General features: G+C 62.5%; 18 protein-coding genes. 15 read left to right on the forward strand and 3 right to left on the reverse strand.

From position 1 onward, the window contains the following. Window positions 1-674, reverse strand: a 674-nt coding sequence (locus KIT53_RS19890) for an isocitrate lyase/phosphoenolpyruvate mutase family protein (protein WP_280023667.1), incomplete at its 3' end; no start/stop codon positions are given. Window positions 675-1,159: 485 nt separating this feature from the next. Beyond that, complete coding sequence (locus tag KIT53_RS19895) at window positions 1,160-3,019, reverse strand: glutamine--tRNA ligase/YqeY domain fusion protein (RefSeq protein WP_197970338.1); 1,860 nt, start codon at window positions 3,017-3,019, stop codon at window positions 1,160-1,162. A gap of 69 nt (window positions 3,020-3,088) precedes the next feature. Here KIT53_RS19895 and KIT53_RS19900 point away from each other — a divergent pair, with 69 nt between their 5' ends. From KIT53_RS19900 to KIT53_RS19970, 15 genes are all read left to right on the forward strand, one after another. Further along, window positions 3,089-3,940 carry an AraC family transcriptional regulator gene (locus KIT53_RS19900; RefSeq protein ID WP_052157284.1) on the forward strand — a complete coding sequence of 284 codons (852 nt, stop codon included), beginning with the start codon at window positions 3,089-3,091 and terminating at the stop codon, window positions 3,938-3,940. Window positions 3,941-4,064: 124 nt separating this feature from the next. Continuing rightward, the gene (gene msrA / locus KIT53_RS19905) at window positions 4,065-4,574 is read left to right on the forward strand and encodes a peptide-methionine (S)-S-oxide reductase MsrA (protein ID WP_008652077.1); all 510 of its coding nucleotides are present in this window, start codon (window positions 4,065-4,067) and stop codon (window positions 4,572-4,574) included. Between the two features lie 85 nt (window positions 4,575-4,659). After that, window positions 4,660-5,148 carry a redoxin family protein gene (locus KIT53_RS19910; RefSeq protein ID WP_034053978.1) on the forward strand — a complete coding sequence of 163 codons (489 nt, stop codon included), beginning with the start codon at window positions 4,660-4,662 and terminating at the stop codon, window positions 5,146-5,148. Window positions 5,149-5,152: 4 nt separating this feature from the next. After that, window positions 5,153-6,685 carry a protein adenylyltransferase SelO gene (locus tag KIT53_RS19915; RefSeq protein WP_074423286.1) on the forward strand — a complete coding sequence of 511 codons (1,533 nt, stop codon included), beginning with the start codon at window positions 5,153-5,155 and terminating at the stop codon, window positions 6,683-6,685. A gap of 567 nt (window positions 6,686-7,252) precedes the next feature. Beyond that, entirely contained in the window at window positions 7,253-7,693 is a 441-nt protein-coding gene (gene msrB, locus KIT53_RS19920) for a peptide-methionine (R)-S-oxide reductase MsrB (RefSeq protein ID WP_034054008.1), read from the forward strand. Next, window positions 7,690-8,910, forward strand: a complete 1,221-nt coding sequence (locus tag KIT53_RS19925; RefSeq protein WP_008647313.1) for a bifunctional alpha/beta hydrolase/OsmC family protein — start codon at window positions 7,690-7,692, stop codon at window positions 8,908-8,910. Before msrB ends, KIT53_RS19925 begins: the two co-directional genes overlap by 4 nt. A 32-nt stretch (window positions 8,911-8,942) precedes the next feature. Beyond that, a complete protein-coding gene (locus KIT53_RS19930) occupies window positions 8,943-9,224 on the forward strand; it encodes a DUF427 domain-containing protein (protein WP_034053981.1) in 282 nt (93 codons plus the stop codon). Further along, window positions 9,221-10,630 carry a mercuric reductase gene (locus KIT53_RS19935; RefSeq protein ID WP_034053982.1) on the forward strand — a complete coding sequence of 470 codons (1,410 nt, stop codon included), beginning with the start codon at window positions 9,221-9,223 and terminating at the stop codon, window positions 10,628-10,630. The genes KIT53_RS19930 and KIT53_RS19935 overlap by 4 nt, the downstream gene beginning before the upstream one ends. 17 nt (window positions 10,631-10,647) lie before the next feature. Next, entirely contained in the window at window positions 10,648-11,256 is a 609-nt protein-coding gene (locus KIT53_RS19940; protein ID WP_123676625.1) for a sulfite oxidase-like oxidoreductase, read from the forward strand. After that, a complete protein-coding gene (locus KIT53_RS19945; RefSeq protein ID WP_297756215.1) occupies window positions 11,249-12,010 on the forward strand; it encodes an FAD-binding oxidoreductase in 762 nt (253 codons plus the stop codon). The genes KIT53_RS19940 and KIT53_RS19945 overlap by 8 nt, the downstream gene beginning before the upstream one ends. Before the next feature lie 23 nt (window positions 12,011-12,033). Further along, the gene (gene egtB / locus KIT53_RS19950) at window positions 12,034-13,242 is read left to right on the forward strand and encodes an ergothioneine biosynthesis protein EgtB (RefSeq protein ID WP_123676627.1); all 1,209 of its coding nucleotides are present in this window, start codon (window positions 12,034-12,036) and stop codon (window positions 13,240-13,242) included. Continuing rightward, window positions 13,239-14,216: an L-histidine N(alpha)-methyltransferase gene (gene egtD, locus KIT53_RS19955; protein WP_123676628.1), complete on the forward strand. Its 978-nt coding sequence runs from the start codon at window positions 13,239-13,241 to the stop codon at window positions 14,214-14,216. The genes egtB and egtD overlap by 4 nt, the downstream gene beginning before the upstream one ends. 13 nt (window positions 14,217-14,229) lie before the next feature. Then, window positions 14,230-14,676 (forward strand): hypothetical protein, encoded by a 447-nt coding sequence (locus KIT53_RS19960; RefSeq protein ID WP_297756217.1) that lies wholly within the window; start codon window positions 14,230-14,232, stop codon window positions 14,674-14,676. Between the two features lie 23 nt (window positions 14,677-14,699). Further along, window positions 14,700-15,236: an MOSC domain-containing protein gene (locus tag KIT53_RS19965; RefSeq protein ID WP_034054001.1), complete on the forward strand. Its 537-nt coding sequence runs from the start codon at window positions 14,700-14,702 to the stop codon at window positions 15,234-15,236. 5 nt (window positions 15,237-15,241) lie between these two features. Beyond that, window positions 15,242-16,174 carry a CorA family divalent cation transporter gene (locus tag KIT53_RS19970; RefSeq protein WP_042797683.1) on the forward strand — a complete coding sequence of 311 codons (933 nt, stop codon included), beginning with the start codon at window positions 15,242-15,244 and terminating at the stop codon, window positions 16,172-16,174. Window positions 16,175-16,330: 156 nt separating this feature from the next. On the opposite strand, the gene KIT53_RS19975 is transcribed toward KIT53_RS19970, so the two are convergent. Then, window positions 16,331-16,708: ATP-binding protein (locus KIT53_RS19975; protein ID WP_280023666.1), on the reverse strand; the 378-nt coding region annotated here is incomplete at its 5' end.

A 16,708-nucleotide genomic window follows, 5' to 3' on the forward strand; every position in this document is an offset into this window, starting at 1 on the left:
AAAGATCCGAGTTGGGGCACGGTGAGAGGTGAACCTGTCAGGCCCATGACCACGGTGAGGGGGGCATTGATCTCCCGGACGAGCGCTTCGATGGTCTTGGGGTCGGAAGCCCCCGGCACAAAGAGGCAATCCGCACCCGCCTCTCGGTACGCATTGCATCGCTCGACGGCCTCTGCAAAAACATTGCTCGCACCAGTCAGGTAGACATCGGATCGGGCCGTCAGAACAAAAGGAACTCCCGACGCGTCCGCGGCGCGTCTTGCTGCCCGAACGCGCGCGACAGCGTGCTCTCTGTCGAACAGGGCTTGCGCAGGATTGCCGCTGTAGTCCTCGATGTTCGCGCCCACCACACCAGCACGAATCGCAGCCGCGATGGTTTCTCCAACCTCTTCAGGGCTCGCACCGTAGCCCGACTGGAGATCGGCGGAGACAGGAAGTGGACTTGCCGCAGCAATGGACCCCACGCGATCCAGCATGGTCTCCCTGCTCACAGCAGCTTCTTGATCAGGGAATCCCAGCGAGAAAGCCACGCCTGCACTCGTAGTGGCGATAGCGGGAAAGCCGCAGGACGCGAGCATCAGCGCACTACCAACGTCCCAAGCGTTGGGCATCAGAAAGATGGCCTCGGCAGTGTGCAATTGCTGGAACCGTAGACCCCGTTGGATTTGGCTCATTATGGCCATCCTAGTCGCCGAAGTTGGTGGCGGGTACTTCAGTCGGTATCGTGCGTATGGGCAATCTCGCCCAGACACCGCATCAACTTGTCGTAAAGCGTGCGCCCTGTTGTCGGGGGAGGTATGCCACACACCCATGTACTTCCTGCCGTTTTTGCGATTTGGTAGAGCGCCTCACTTTTCGACCATAACCAGCGCATGCACAGATTCGTCGGTGTCGAAAAACGGCTCACGTTGCTTGCGTGGTTGCTTTAGGCAGCGCGTTCGAATCTCCTCGGGACGATTCAAGACAGGTTTACCGGGCAAACGCTCCGCAACTCCTATGTGGCCGTGTCAACCGCGCGTTGTTCCGGATCTGTTCACCTACTCGCCAAAACGGAGTAGATAGCTACCCCCAGATTCTGAGAGTGAAGTGGTGCAAGGCGATGTCTTCAACAAAGACGATTTGTACGAGGCATTAAGCAAGCACAGAGTGGGAATAGCGATCAATTCCAACGATCCTTCAACCCCGTCACCCGGTTGAACACCACTTTCCCGCCCACCCCGTGGTCCGCACGGTCGGCCACGAAGTAGCCGTGGCGCTCAAACTGGAATTTCTGGTCTGGCTTCGCTGCAGCCAGTGAAGGCTCCACAACCGCCGTCACCACCTTCAGGCTGTCGGGGTTCAGCGCGTCCAGGAAGTTCTTGCCGCCCGCGTCGGGTTGCGGGTCGGTGAACAGGCGGTCGTACAGGCGCACTTCGGCGCTCACCCCGTCGGCGTTGCCCACCCAGGTGATGGCGGCTTTGGCCTTGACGCTGTCGGCGCCGGGGGTGCCGCTCTTGGTGCCGGGGATGACCTTGGCGTGCACTTCGGTCACTTTGCCTTCGGCGTCTTTGGCGCAACCCGTGCATTCGATGACGTAGCCGCCTTTGAGGCGCACCACGTTGCCTGGGAACAGGCGCTTGTAGCCCTTGGGCGGCACTTCTTCAAAGTCTTCGCGTTCGATCCACACGTCCTTGCCGATCTTGAAGACGCGGTCAGGCGGCGGCGTCTGGCCTTCGGCAATGGTGCTGTGGGGCAGGGCGGGCTGGGTGCAGTCTTCGGTGTAGCCGTCAGAGCCGAACACTTCGGCCCAGTTGGTGAGCACCAGCTTGACGGGGTCAAGCACGGCCATGCCGCGGTGGGCCTTGTTTTCCAGGTCTTCGCGCAGGCAGCCGTCGAGCGTGCTGTAGTCGATCCAGGAGTCGCTCTTGGTCACGCCGATGCGTTCGGCAAACAGCTGGATGGCCTCGGGCGTGTAGCCGCGGCGGCGCAGGCCGACGATGGTGGGCATGCGCGGGTCGTCCCAGCCGCTGACTTTCTTCTCGTTCACCAGCTGCGCCAGCTTGCGCTTGCTGGTGATCACGTAGGTCAGGTTCAGGCGCGCAAATTCGTACTGCCGCGGCGGTGGGGCCTTGAGCAGGCCGCCTTCGCACAAACGCTCCAGCAACCAGTCGTAGAACGGGCGCTGGTCTTCAAATTCCAGCGTGGCGATGCTGTGGGTGATCTGCTCCAGCGCGTCCTCGATGGGGTGCGCGAAGGTGTACATGGGGTAGATGCACCAGGCGTCGCCCGTGTTGTGGTGCGTGGCGCGGCGGATGCGGTAGATGGCCGGGTCGCGCAGGTTGATGTTGGGCGAGGCCATGTCGATCTTGGCGCGCAGCACGGCGGCGCCGTCGGCCAGTTTGCCGTCGCGCATCTCGCGGAAGCGGGCCAGGTTCTCTTCCGGGCTGCGGCTGCGGAAGGGGCTGTCCACGCCGGGCTTGCCGAAGTCGCCGCGGTTGATGCGCATGTCTTCGGCTGTCTGCTCGTCCACATAGGCGTGGCCGGCGGTGATAAGGTATTCGGCCGCGCGGTACATGAAGTCGAAGTAGTTCGACGCGTAGTACAGGTGGCTTTCCTGCTTGCCGTTGAAGTTGGATTCCCAGTTGAAACCCAGCCACTGCACCGCGTCGAGGATGGAGTCCACGTACTCCTTTTCTTCCTTCTCGGGGTTGGTGTCGTCAAAGCGCATGTGGCAGACGCCGCCGTAGTCGCGCGCCAGGCCGAAGTTCAGGCAGATGCTCTTGGCGTGGCCCACGTGCAGGTAGCCGTTGGGTTCGGGCGGGAAGCGGGTGCGGATCTTGGCCGGGTCGGGCTGGCCGGCGTCGTGGAAGGCGGCATCACCCGGGCCGCCGCCCCATTGGCGCTGGGCGTAGGTGCCGGTGGCGAGGTCTTTTTCAATGACCTGGCGCAGGAAGTTTGACGTCCTGAGCGCCTGGCCCTCAATTTCTGCGGGAGCTTGGTGGTGTCGAGAGATGCTGGACGAAAGGGACGGGGGGGGCATGCAGTCATTCTAAGGAGAGGCGGAAGCTCCAAGATAATCAAGGTCTAACCCACAACAGGTGTCACGCGCTTGAACCAAAGCACTCCCTTGCCGAACGCCTCTCTGCTGAACCAGCTGTTACGGTTCACCCCCACGGCGCGCATGTTTTTCTCGGGAAATCTCTGTACCCTGACGCAGGGATCCGAGGCTGACGGCCTCAAGCAGGGGACGATGCACCTGCTGAGTCGCGGCGAGCTGCAACTGACGCGCAAGGGCTTTGCGCCGCTGAACGTGCGGGCGCCCAGCGTGCTGTTGCTTCCCCGCGCGTTGGAGCACTGGGTTCAGGGCTCAGGGCCGCAGGGGGTGGACCTGATGTGCGCCACCCTCAGTGAATTGGCGCCGCCGCTGGACATGATCTTGCCGGACGTCACGGTGATTGACTTGACCGCCACGTCATCGCTGCAGCGACCGGTAGAGCTGCTGTTCGAGGAGGCCGAGGCACGTGCTTTTGGTTATCGGGCAGCGATCGACCGCCTGCTGCAATACACCTTCGTGGTGCTTGTGCGTCACCTGATTGATCGGCAACTGCTGTCCGGCGGTGTGCTGGAGGCCATGGTCGACAGCCGTCTGGGTGTGGTGCTGTCCATGCTGCACGAATCGCCAGAGCACGACTGGACGCTTGACAGCATGGCGGAGCTGGCGCACCTGTCCCGGTCTGCCTTTGCCCTGCGCTTTGTCCAGGTGGTGGGCATACCGCCGTTGACCTACTTGACCCACTGGCGCATGGCGGTTGCCCGCAACCTACTCGCGCAAGGGCAGGCAGTGAAGGCGGTGGCCTCTCAGGTGGGCTACGGTAATGCCACCGCATTCGCGCGAGCGTTTCAACGGGCCTCGGGGCAATCGCCCAGCGCTTGGCAGATGGAGCATCTGAGTCAGCCGTAGGTCCATCGCGCCCTGGTTCTGGACGATCGGTGGCGTGATGCGGACGCCGAATGCCGTTGTGCTGTGCCGAACGGACCCGACTTCAGGTTCAATGCCTTGAGGCAGAACTTTGAAGGAGATCACGATGAACCCGAGCGAAAAAGCAGTCCTGGCCGGCGGTTGTTTCTGGGGCATGCAGGACCTGGTGCGCAAGCTGCCTGGCGTGTTGCGCACCCGTGTGGGCTACAGCGGCGGCGATGTGCCCAACGCCACCTACCGCAACCACGGCACCCACGCCGAGGCGTTGGAGGTGGAGTTCGACCCCACGCAGACGAGCTTTCGCGACCTGCTGGAGTTCTTCTTCCAGATCCACGATCCGAGCACCCCGGGGCGCCAGGGCAATGACCGCGGCAGTTCCTACCGGTCGGCCATTTTCTACACCTCGGACGAGCAGCTGGCCACGGCGCAGCAGACCATTGCCGATGTGAATGCCTCGGGTTTGTGGCCGGGCAAGGTGGTCACCGAGCTCGCGCCCGCGGGGCCGTTCTGGGAGGCCGAGCCCGAGCATCAGGACTACCTGGTCAAGCACCCCAACGGCTACACTTGCCACTACCCCCGTGCGGGCTGGAAGCTGCCGCGACGCGAGATCGGCTGACGGCCAACGCTCAAGAACGGTGGGGGTCGGCGCGCCAGTGGGCGGGCCGACCCGGTGTGTCTGTTTTTTTCCTGAGGAGATGGTGATGCAATCCCGGTGCATTCAACAGGCGCCCGAGCTGCGGGTGCCGTGGTGGATCGACGGCGAAGGGCGCAGCATGGCACCGCTGAAGCTGTCCGATCTGGGCGACGGGTTCAAAGTGATCTTCTGCTTCCAGCACTGGTGTCCGGGCTGCCACAGCCATGGCTTTCCGACCCTGCAGAAGCTGATCAAGGCGTTGGGCGATCGCGGCTTCGCGTTTGCCGCGGTGCAGACCGTGTTCGAGGGCGCCGAGTCCAACACCTTCGAGCGCCTGCGCGAGACGCAGTTGCGCTACGGCTTGAACATTCCGTTCGGACACGACCCTGCGATCGGACGCGCGTCGTCGCTCATGGCGGACTACGGGACGCGCGGCACGCCGTGGTTTTTGGTGATCGATCCGCTGGACGAGGTGCTCTACAGCGACTTCGAGCTCGACGAGCGGCAGCTGATCGGGGCGTTCGGCGCTTCGAACGATGGTCTCAAGGCGGCCTGAAGTCATGCGTGCGTCCACACCAAAGGCCGTGTCGGAGCCGAAGACGCCGGGGACGGGCCCGGCGTTTCGGCTGCCGTTTGACAACAGCTTCTTCCGGGACATGCAGGGGTTCTATGTGCCTTGGAAGCCCGAGCCGTCCCCGGCCCCGGCCTGGGTGCAGTTCAACGACGCCCTGGCGCTGGAGCTGGGGCTGGAGCCGGCGACGCTGAAGTCTGCGACCGGTCTGGCGTGGCTGTCCGGCGTGGAAATGCCGGCTGAGGCGGCGCCGCTGGCGCAGGCCTACGCGGGACACCAGTTCGGCCAGTTCTCGCCACACTTGGGGGATGGCCGCGCCTTGCTGCTCGGGGAACTCATCGACACGGCAGGACAGCGTCGGGACCTGGCCCTCAAGGGGTCGGGCCGTACGCCGTTTTCGCGCCGTGGCGATGGCAAGGCGGCACTGGGCCCGGCGCTGCGCGAGTACCTCATGGGCGAGGCCATGCACGCGTTGGGCATTCCCACGACGCGTGCGCTGGCGGTGATCCGGACCGGTGAGCGGGTGAACCGCGAGGGCTCGCCCCCCGGGGCGATCTTGGTGCGCGTGGCGGCCAGCCACTTGCGGGTGGGCACTTTTGAGTTCTTCGCGGCGCGGGAGGAGGAGGTGATGCTTCGGCGGCTGCTCGACTATGCCGTGGCGCGGCATGACCCCGCCCTCGCCAAGCTTTCCGACAAGCCCATTCCGATGCTGGAGGCCGTCTGTGAGCGGCAGGCGCAGCTGATTGCACGCTGGATGGGCGTGGGCTTCATCCACGGGGTGATGAACACCGACAACATGAGCATTTCGGGCGAGACCATCGACTATGGTCCGTGTGCGTTCATGGAGGGTTTCGATCCGGCCACGGTGTTCAGCTCGATCGACCGTCAGGGGCGATATGCCTACGGCCAGCAGCCGGCCATGGCGCAATGGAACCTGGCCCGTCTGGCCGAAGCGTTGCTGCCGGTTCTGGACGCCCGCGATATCGACGTCGTGGAACGGGTGGAACAGGTGGTGGCCGGGTTTGCCGTGCGCTTTGACCGGCATTGGACCGGGCAGCTGCGCGCCAAGCTGGGCTTGGCCGCTGAAGAGCCGGACGACCGCGCCCTGGCGGACGACTTCCTGCAGCTGCTGCAGCGGGAAAAGGTGGACTTCACGCTGGCGTTCCGCCTCCTGTCCGACGCCATCACGGGGCCGGATGCCGCACTGCACGACCTGTTCGGACGGGAGCGCCCGGCGCTCTCGGACTGGCTGGCGCGCTGGCGCCAGCGCATGGCCCGGGAGGGAAGGACCTTGCAGGACTGCGCCGCAACGGCGTGGTCGGTCAATCCCTTCGTGATCCCGCGCAATCACCAGGTGGAGGCGGCGCTGTCGAGTGCCGTGGACGAGGCCGACCTCGGTCCGTTCGAGCGCCTGCTGGCGGTGCTGGGGCGGCCGTACGAGACGGTGGAGTCCGCGCGGCCATTCACGCTGCCGGCCTCGCCCGAAGTGGCCGCAGCCCACCGCACCTTCTGCGGCACCTGATTGGGGTACCCAACGATTTCTGAAAGGAGACTTCGCATGACCACAACGAAACAGGAACCCGGTGTCCTTGGCGAAGCGGCCGCTCCCCTGGGTGTGACCCGGTGGGTGGACGCGTCGGGCCAGGCGCTGGAACACTTCGACCTGGACCGCATGCCCGGCCGGTTCAAGCTCATCTTCTGTTTTCAGGACGCCTGCCCGGGGTGCCATGCGACCGGCTTTCCGGCGCTTGCCCGGGTGGTCGACGCGTTTCGGGGGAGCGACTTCGTCGGGTTCGCCGCAGTCCAGACCGTGTTCGAGGACTTCGGTTCGAACACCTGGGAGCGCATGCTGGCCAATCACTCCCGCTACGCGCTGGGCATTCCCTTCGGGCACGACGCCGGTGACGAACAGGACGGCGCGGGTTCGGAGCTGATGCGCCGCTACCGCAACGGCGGCACACCCTGGTTCATCCTGATCGATCCCGATGGCAGAGTGGTCTACAACCATTTCCGAATCGACGCCGACAAGCTCGTCACCTTTCTCAAGCGGCTGGAAAACGAACCGGCGGCACCGGAGCCTGGGCCCGACATGTTGACTTGGAAAGGAGTGATTCAACTGGTGGAAACGGGCAACCCGACGCCACCGCGCCGAGTTGAGCGCAGCGAAGCCGAGTGGGCCCAACAGCTGACGCCCGAGCAGTTCCGAATCACGCGGCTCAAGGGCACCGAACGGGCGCACAGCTCCTCGATGTGTACGCTGTTTTCGCCCGGGATCTACCGGTGCGTGTGCTGCGGCACTGAACTATTCGATGCGTCGACCAAATATGACAGCCGCAGCGGCTGGCCCAGCTTCACGCAGGCCATTGCCCCGGGTCTGGTGGGCTATCACGGAGACAACAGCCACGGCATGGTGCGGGTGGAGACGACGTGCAACGTCTGCGACGCCCACCTGGGTCACGTGTTTCCCGACGGACCCAAGCCCAGCGGTCTGCGCTACTGCATCAACGCCCTGGCACTGGAGAAAGCATGAGCAGCGAAAAGGTAGGCTTCGCTGGCAGCAGCCAGGGTCTGCTGGTGGGTGTCTTGGAACGCCCGGACCATGCACCGTTACAAGCCCTGGCGGTGTTTGCCCACTGCTTTACCTGCGGAAAGAACTCTCTCGCCGCGACCCGCATCAGCCGGGCGCTGGCTCAGCAGGGCATCGCCACGCTGCGCTTTGATTTCACCGGTCTGGGCGAGAGCGAAGGCGACTTCGGGCGCGGTGGCTTTTCGTCCAGCGTGGCGGACATTGTGGCGGCGGTGCACTGGATGCAGAGCACGATCGGCATGCCTGCACTGTTGGTCGGACACAGCCTGGGGGGGACGGCGGCCATCGCGGCGGCTGCCCGCCTCGACGGCATACGGGCGGTTTGCACGCTGGGCGCACCCGCGACGGCCGACCATGTGCTTCGTCACTTCGGTCCGACCAAGTCCGAAGAGGATGGGCAGATCCAGGTCGACCTGGGCGGCCGGGCGTTCAGGATCGCGCCGGCCTTCATTGAAGAGCTCCAGGCCCAAGCCCACGAGAACCCGGTCAAGGGGCTTCGCGCGGCCTTGCTGGTTATGCACGCGCCAAGTGACGCGGTGGTGGACATCGGCGAGGCACAGGACCTGTTCAAGGCGGCCAGACATCCTAAGAGTTTCATCAGCCTGGACGATGCGGACCATCTGCTCACGCGCCCGGCCGATGCGCAGTATGCGGCTGACCTGATTGGCGCCTGGGCCTCGCGGTTTCTGCCGATGCGAGCCGAGCGAAACGATGCGCCGTCGGACCTTCGTGCGGGCGAGGTGTGGGTGGGGGAGCACGATCACGCCTTCTGGCGATCGATGCGAGCAGGTCCGCACCACCTCGACGCCGATGAGCCCAAGGAAGTGGGTGGTGGCGAACGCGGGCCCGATCCTTATGAACTTCTGCTGATGTCGCTGGGCGCCTGCACGTCCATGACATTGCGCCAGTACGCCAAGCGAAAAGGCTATGCGCTCAAGGATGTCCAGGTCAGGTTGCGTCATGAGCGCGCGCACGCGACCGATTGCCAGGAGTGCGGGGATCGCTCGGGACAGGTTGACCACGTCACGCGGCAGCTCCTGCTGAGCGGACCGTTGAGTGAAAGCCAGCGACAGGACCTGTTGCGCATCGCCGATCGTTGCCCCGTGCATCGAACGCTGGAGAACCATCCGGTGATCACCACCACACTGATTCGGGACTGATCCCAACCACACACAAACGAAGGAGACGGAGCATGAGAGCCATCTGGAAAGGCACCACCATCGCTGAGAGCGATGACATCGTGGAAGTTGAAGGCAACGCCTATTTCCCACACGACGCGTTGCGCCCGGAACATTTCAAACCAAGCGATACGCACACCACCTGTCCATGGAAGGGGCGGGCCAGCTACTACGACGTCGTGGTCGGCGAAGACGTGAACGCTGACGCGGCGTGGTACTACCCGTCGCCCAAGGCTGGTGCGGAGGCGGTGACCGGCAGGGTGGCGTTCTGGCGCGGTGTCGAGGTGCGGCCATGAGCGGGGAACAGAGGTTCGACGCGATCGTGATCGGAGCCGGTCAGGCCGGTCCCTTTCTGGGCGCGACACTCGTTGCCCGGGGTATGAAGGTGGCGCTCATCGAGGAGCGTGACCTGGGTGGTACCTGTGTCAATCGGGGCTGCACCCCAACCAAGACCCTACGCAAGTCGGCTCGTGTGGCTCACATGGCGCGCCGGGCCAGCGAATTCGGTGTGCAAACCGGGTCGGTCCAGGTCAACTTCAGGGCAGCGATGGAGCGCATGCAACGCCGGGTGGAGGAGGCTCGCTCTGGCCTGCAGGCCTGGCTGGGCCAGTTGGAAGGACTCACCATCATCAAGGCGCGCGGTCGCCTGGCGGGCCGTGAAGGCGAACAGTTCGTGGTGCTGGCCGGCGAGCATCAGCTGGTGGCGCCCAAGGTGGTGCTGAACACCGGCACACGTCCCTTTGTTCCGCCGGTGCCTGGGCTGGACGAGCTGCCGTTCCTGGACAACGAACGGCTGTTGGCGCTGCGTGAATTACCGTCCAGGCTGGTGATCATCGGCGGTGGATACATCAGCCTGGAGATGGCTCAGATCTTTCGGCGGCTGGGAAGTGAGGTTGCCATTCTGGAAACAGGGCCCCGCCTCACGGCCCGCGAGGACGAGGACATTGCAGCCGCTGTGACCGGAATGCTGACAGCGGAAGGCATCGAAGTGAACACCGGCGTGCGCATTGAGCGGGTCGGCAAGGCGGACAACGACGCTGGCGTGCGGGTGCAGTTGGCTGGTGGCCGCAGCGTGGATGGCAGCCACCTGCTGGTGGCCACCGGGCGAATACCGAACACCGACTGTCTGGGCCTGGAAACGGTGGGCCTGGAGGTCAGTGCGCGAGGCTACCTGGTCACCAACGACCGGCTCGAAACCGCGGTTCCCGGCATCTGGGCGCTGGGTGACATCAATCAGCGCGGGGCCTTTACCCACACCAGCTACCACGATCAGGACATCGTGGCGGAGAACCTGGCCGGAGGGCAACGCAGCGCCGCCGCGCGCGTCGGCATTTATGCCATGTTTACCGATCCTCCGCTGGCCCACGTCGGTCTTTATGAGGCCGACGCGCGAAAACTCGTGACCGAAGGGCGACGCATTTCCCAGGCGGTTCACGCCATGAAGGACGTCAGTCGCGCGAAGGAAGAAGGCGAAACCGTGGGCAAGATCAAGCTCCTCATCGATGAGGACAGTGGTCATTTCCTCGGAGCGACCATGCTCGGGATCCAGTCGGACGAGATCATTCAGGCGATCGGTCTGGTGATGGCCAGTGGCGGCACCTGGAAGTTGGTCCGGGATGCATTGCCCGTTCACCCGACGGTCACCGAGTTCCTGCCCACCATCATTGATCGACGCAAGCCCTTGACCGCAAGTTCTGGGTGAGCCGGAGGACCCACACCATGCCCATCAACCGCTCATTCAGCGGCCGCAATCGCGATGTCCACAACCACGGCGGTCGACTTCCGCCAGGACAGTCCCTGACGGAAGGTTTTCCCGTGCTGACTGCGGGCCCCACCCCAAAAGCCTTGGCGCTTGGCGATTGGCGCTTGACCTTGAAGGTCGGTGTGCGGCCGGTTCGCGTTTGGACCTGGAGCGAATTCCAGGCCCTGCCCCAGACCGAGCAGGTGGTCGATATCCATTGCGTTACCACCTGGTCGAAATTCGACACCCGCTGGCGCGGTGTGACGTTGGACGCTTTGTTGCAAGCAGCCGGACTGGAAGCGCCCACGCCTTGGGTGCTGGCGCATTCCCAGGACGGCTACTCCACCAACGTGCCGTTGGCCGATCTGACACAAGGGCGCGCAATGATCGCAACGCACTACGATGACCGACCGCTCGCGCCCGAGCACGGGGGACCGGCACGCCTGTTGGTGCCGCATCTCTATTTCTGGAAGTCGGCCAAGTGGGTCAATGCGCTGCAGTTCAACGAGCGCGACGAGGCCGGGTTCTGGGAACTGCGGGGCTATCACATGCGAGGTGACCCCTTCAAGGAAGAGCGCTATGGATGAGGCCGTTGGTCAGCAACGGCTGAGCTGGCAGTCCGCACGCATCGAAGCGTTGCAGGCACTGACTCCACGCGTCATGCGGGTGGTGCTGCGTCCCGACAGATGGGTTCGCCCGAGGCCGGGCCAGCATTTGGATGTCCGACTGACAGCAGAAGACGGCTATCAGGCACAACGGAGCTACTCACTCCTCTCTCCTCCTCAACGTATTGGGCTCTATGAACTGGGCATTGAGCGTTTGGACGATGGCGAAGTATCCACCTGGTTTCACGATGAGGCCCAGCACGACGAAACGATTGAAATCCTCGGACCAGTTGGAGGACATTTTGTGCTTGACGAGTCGAACACACGACCAGCCTTGCTGATTGGGGGAGGATCTGGCGTCGTTCCCCTTTTGTCCATGGCAGCGCAACGCGTGGGTGCATACAGCCTAGCGCATACAACGTTGTTGATTGCCGCACGCCATCTGGAAGAAGTGTTGCTCTGGCCAACCCTGCAGCGATGGGAAGCGTTTACTCCACGGTTTCGCACCCGACTAGCTCTCTCGCGGGACACCTGTGCCCCGCGTGTGCAGGACCACGTTGGCCGCATTGTTGAAGCCGATGTTGCCTGGGCTTTGCAGCAGTTGGGCAATGTGGCGACCGAATCCGCACAAGTTTTTATCTGCGGGCGCAATGACTTTGTCGAGTCCATCGTTCATATGGTCACCGGGCTGAATGTGCCAGAGGTCTCCATCCGCACTGAGCGTTTCGGAAGTTGAAGCACTTTTTGTTCTTACTTGCCATGACACCTGAAGAAATTCTCCTGACCCGATACGTCTCTGTCCGTTCACGCAGCGAACGGCTGTGTGCTCCTCTGAGTGCCGAGGACCATGTCCCTCAACCGGTTTCCGACGTCAGTCCACCGAAGTGGCACTTGGCTCACACCACGTGGTTCTTCGAGACTTTTGTTCTCGCGCTACAACAGCCGGGCTATCGACTGTTCCATCCTCTGTATGGCTACCTGTTCAACAGCTACTACGAATCTGAGGGCGCTCACTTGGCACGCCCTCGGCGAGGGAGCATGAGTCGCCCGACGGTGGCTGAGGTGATGGCATACCGCGCGCATGTGGACGAGTCCATGCATCGTCTGCTGAAGGAACCACTGGAGCCCGCAGTCGCGGCTTTGGTAGAGCTGGGCATGCAGCATGAACAACAGCATCAGGAGTTGCTGATCACAGACATCAAGTACATCCTTGGCCACAACCCATTGCATCCGGCGTATGACCCTCAGGGCATCGGTCCGCAAGATGTGACGGCCGAACACGATGGCACCTGCCCACCCCTGAACGATTGGCTGAGCGTCGACGGGCAGACGATTCGCATCGGCCACCAGGGGCCAGGGTTCGCCTTCGATAACGAGTCGCCATCGCATTTGGCGCTCATTCAAGGGGTAGACATCCGTGTGGCGCTTGTCACCAATGATGAATACCTTCAGTTTATGCGCGACGGAGGGTATCAGCGCCATTCGCTCTGGCATGCAGAAGGTTGGGACTGGGTGCAAACGCTCGAACACCGTGCGCCAATGTACTGGCTGCCCGACCCAGCCCAGCCTCACGGATGGAGTCACTACACGCTCCAGGGTGTGGCGCCTCTCAGTAGCCAGGCGCCAGTCTCCCACGTCAGTTACTACGAGGCACATGCCTTCTGCGAGTGGGCGGGGTGGCGATTGCCCACCGAGTTCGAGTGGGAGGCAGCGGCAAGCCGGCTCGACTGGGGACGTCGATGGGAATGGACGCGCAGTGCCTATCAGCCCTATCCTGGCTTTGCCCGCAGCGAGGGCGCGGTGGGGGAATACAACGGGAAGTTCATGGTAAACCAGCAGGTCTTGCGCGGAGCATCCTGGGCCACATCACCGGGCCACGCCCGTCTGACATACCGGAACTTCTTTCACGCTCCGTTGCGTTGGCAGTTCACGGGGATTCGTCCTGTTCGCTCGCGGGAGTCGGCATGACTGATCGGGACAGACTGACAGAGCATGTTCTGCAAGGGTTGACGCGACCACAAAAGGCGCTCTCATCCGCTTGGTTCTACGACGACGAAGGCTCGCGCCTGTTTCAGCAGATCATGGCGCTGCCAGAGTACTACCTCACACGCCTTGAGCACGAGCTCCTGCGTTCACGAGCGGACGAACTTTCCCGGTGGATAGACCCTCGGTGCAGCCCGATCGATTTGATTGAACTGGGCAGCGGCGACGGGGCCAAAACGCTGTCGTTGTGCCAGGCACTGGCACAACGTGACGTGGACTGCATTTACAGGCCTATGGATGTGTCCGCACGCGCACTAGCGGATCTGAGCCGCCGCTTTGACACGTACCTCCCCCGCATGGCCATCGAGCCGGTGCTGGGAGACTACTTCGAGCACTGGCCTCAGGTCGCCGAAGGGCGACGCCAGGTTGCAATGTTACTGGGCAGCAATCTGGGCAACCTGGACGAACACGGTGCCGTCAAGCTGCTGCAGCGAGTGCATTCGAATTTGCGCCCGGGTGACCTTGTGCTGCTTGGTCTGGATCTGGTCAAGGACCCGGCCATGCTGCGCGCAGCTTACGACGACTCTCAAGGCGTGACAGCTGCGTTCAATCTGAACCTGCTGACACGGTTGAATCGCGAGTTGGGCATGGACTTCGATCTTGCGAAATTTCGTCATTACGCCAGCTACTGTCCGCTGGAACACGTGGCCAGGAGCTTTCTGGTTAGCCAGGTGGACCAGGTGGTCAACAGCAAGACCCTCGACCGAGGTTTCGTTTTCCTTGCCGGCGAGACCATCTACACGGAGCAATCTCAGAAGTACACGATGGCTTCTATTGAACACCTCGCAGCCCAAAGCGGGTTTGACAACACCTGCACCCTGACCGACCCCCGAGGCTGGTACGCCCTCACAGTCTGGCACCGCCTACCGTTCACCCCAACGCAACAAACGTCGACCTGACATAGGAGCCTGAATGAGCAACAAGATCCATTTGCGCCAGACCATGCTGGACCTTGCCGAAGGGCGCCTGCGGTTTGCTGAACAGGCCTATGCACAATACCTGGTTGGTGCGGCGGGCCGCGGAGATGAACCCAGTGAAAGCGATGCGGCGTCGCGGGCCGTCAACAATGCCGCTCTGGCGCAGGCGTTCGAATGCCCCATTCACGATCATCAGGAGGCCCTGGAAGTCTTACGTCAGATCGATTTCGGTCCCCGGGATTCGGTGGAGACAGGCGCCGTGGTTCGCATCGACGGGCGTTGGTTCGTGATTGCGGTTGCTAGCGATGCCTTCCAGTGCGACGGCAACACCTACATGGGAATTTCCACCCAGGCGCCCATCTACGCAGCGATCGCAGATGCCCGAGCCGGTGATGTTGTCAGCTTCCGGCAACGCGAACTGCACATAGAGGAAGTCTTGTGATGCACCTCATTCGAGTCTGAACGATGGGCGGCACGCTGCGCGACTTGGTCCGGCGCTTTCATGGCACAGGTCGACTTGGTGCCATCGTTCTGCGCCCGGATCGCCTCAAGGACGCTGTGTCCGTGCAGGAGGCCAGGGCCGAACCGGGTCTCGGGCTGATTGGCGATCACCGCTCCCTGCGGCTTCGTCAGTCGGATGCGCAACGCCATCGCGAGCTGAGTCTGATCCAGGCTGAGCACCTCAGCTTGCTCGGGGTCTGGACGGGGCAAGCCCCAATTGCCCCGGAGCGTTTGCGGCGCAACCTCGTGATCTCGGGGATCAACATCGCCGCGATGCATTCACCTTTCCGGGAAGAGCGCTTTGTCTGGCGAATTGGCGGTTCGGTCCGCATTGAAATCACGGGGCCATGTCCTCCTTGTTCACGCATGGAGGACGAGCTCGGTGAAGGCGGTTACGCCGCGCTGCGTGGTCACGGGGGCGCCACGGCACGGATCGTCGTAGGTGGCGTGCTACGGGTTGGAGATACCGTTAACCTTGACGTTGAATCCACCGTGGGCTGAGAGCCATGATCGAAGCAGAGCGTACGCCTGGGTTCCTCCATCTTCTCCAGATGACCGGCGGTGCGTCGTGGTTGCACATGTGCATCCACCACCGCGAGACGGAAGGTTTTCTCTCGAGCGCGACCGGCCTGGACAAGCTGATCGCCGCAGCGATGGTCTCTGAAGATACCCGGTCGCGGTTGCGCGTCCACGGGCAGGGTGTGATGGTTCTGCTCAAAGCGATGCATCTGAGAGCTGATGGAGTGGGGCATCCAGAGGACATGGTGTCCATGCGAATCTGGATTGATGAGCGTCGGGTTATCACGACCCGCGAGGAGGATGTGGATCCCATCCTCGAACTTGCAGAAGACATCTCTCAGGGGCGCGGCCCTGCAACGCCAGGTGACTTCCTTTGCGATCTCATCGAAGAGCACCTCGCGGAAGTTTCCGAGCAGGTCGAGATGCTGGAGGATGGGGTGGATCTGATCGGCGGCCTTCTGGTTCAGCACCAGACGGAAGCGGCATGCCCGAGCATGGCCAATACCCAGACCGCGATCTCTGGCTTTCTTCGTCATCTTGGCCCCCAGCGAGCCGTTCTTCAAACGTTGACAACTCTCGTCGTCCCGCCGCTGAATATAAATCACCGAGGCCGACTGGAGGAGCACCTGAACCAGCTGTTGCGGTTGCTCGAAACGCTGGAGAATTTGCGTGACCGTATCGATATCCTCAGTGACCAGGCAAACCGCATTCAGGAGCGACAGCTGAATCAAAGCTCTTATGTTTTTGCCGTGGTATCCACAATCTTCTTGCCCTTGAACTTTGTCACTGGCCTGTTTGGCGCCAATCTTCTGGGACTGCCGTTCGCAGATGCCACCAATGGCTTCTGGGTGTTGGTAGGTCTTTGCTTACTAATGAGTGTTGGGTTGGTAGCGGTCTTTCGCTGGTTCAAATGGCTTTAGTAGACGGTTTGTGGACTGTTTGAGATGTATCTTCGGAGCCGTCCATCAAGGACGGGTGCGCTGTTAGGAAAAACGATACGTGCCTGTTGATTCATCAGCACAACTGAGCCAGTGATCACGTCGAATACTGAGCCACTGGGTTGATGGATGTTCTGGCTACTCGGTTGTGGATAAGTCTATCGGGTCTGCTGCTTTTCGATCTCCTTTCTGAGCTTTTGCACGTGGCTTGGACGGTGCCGCGCCAGCGGCACTGGAGTGCTTGAATCGCCAGCTCTCATTGCCTGTCTCCACGATGTGGCAGTGGTGCGTGAGGCGGTCGAGCAAGGCGGTTGTCATCTTGGCGTCGCCGAAGACGCTGCTCCATTCCGAGAAGGTGAGGTTGGTGGTGATCACCACGCTCGTTCGCTCGTAGAGCTTGGAGAGCAGGTGGAACAGCATCGCACCGCCCGACTGCGTGAACGGCAGGTAGCCCAGTTCATCCAGGATCACCAGATCGACGTACATCAGCCGGTGTGCCAACTGCCCGGACTTGTT

The sequence above is a fragment of the Hydrogenophaga sp. genome, assembly GCF_026125785.1.
GTDB lineage: Bacteria > Pseudomonadota > Gammaproteobacteria > Burkholderiales > Burkholderiaceae_C > Hydrogenophaga.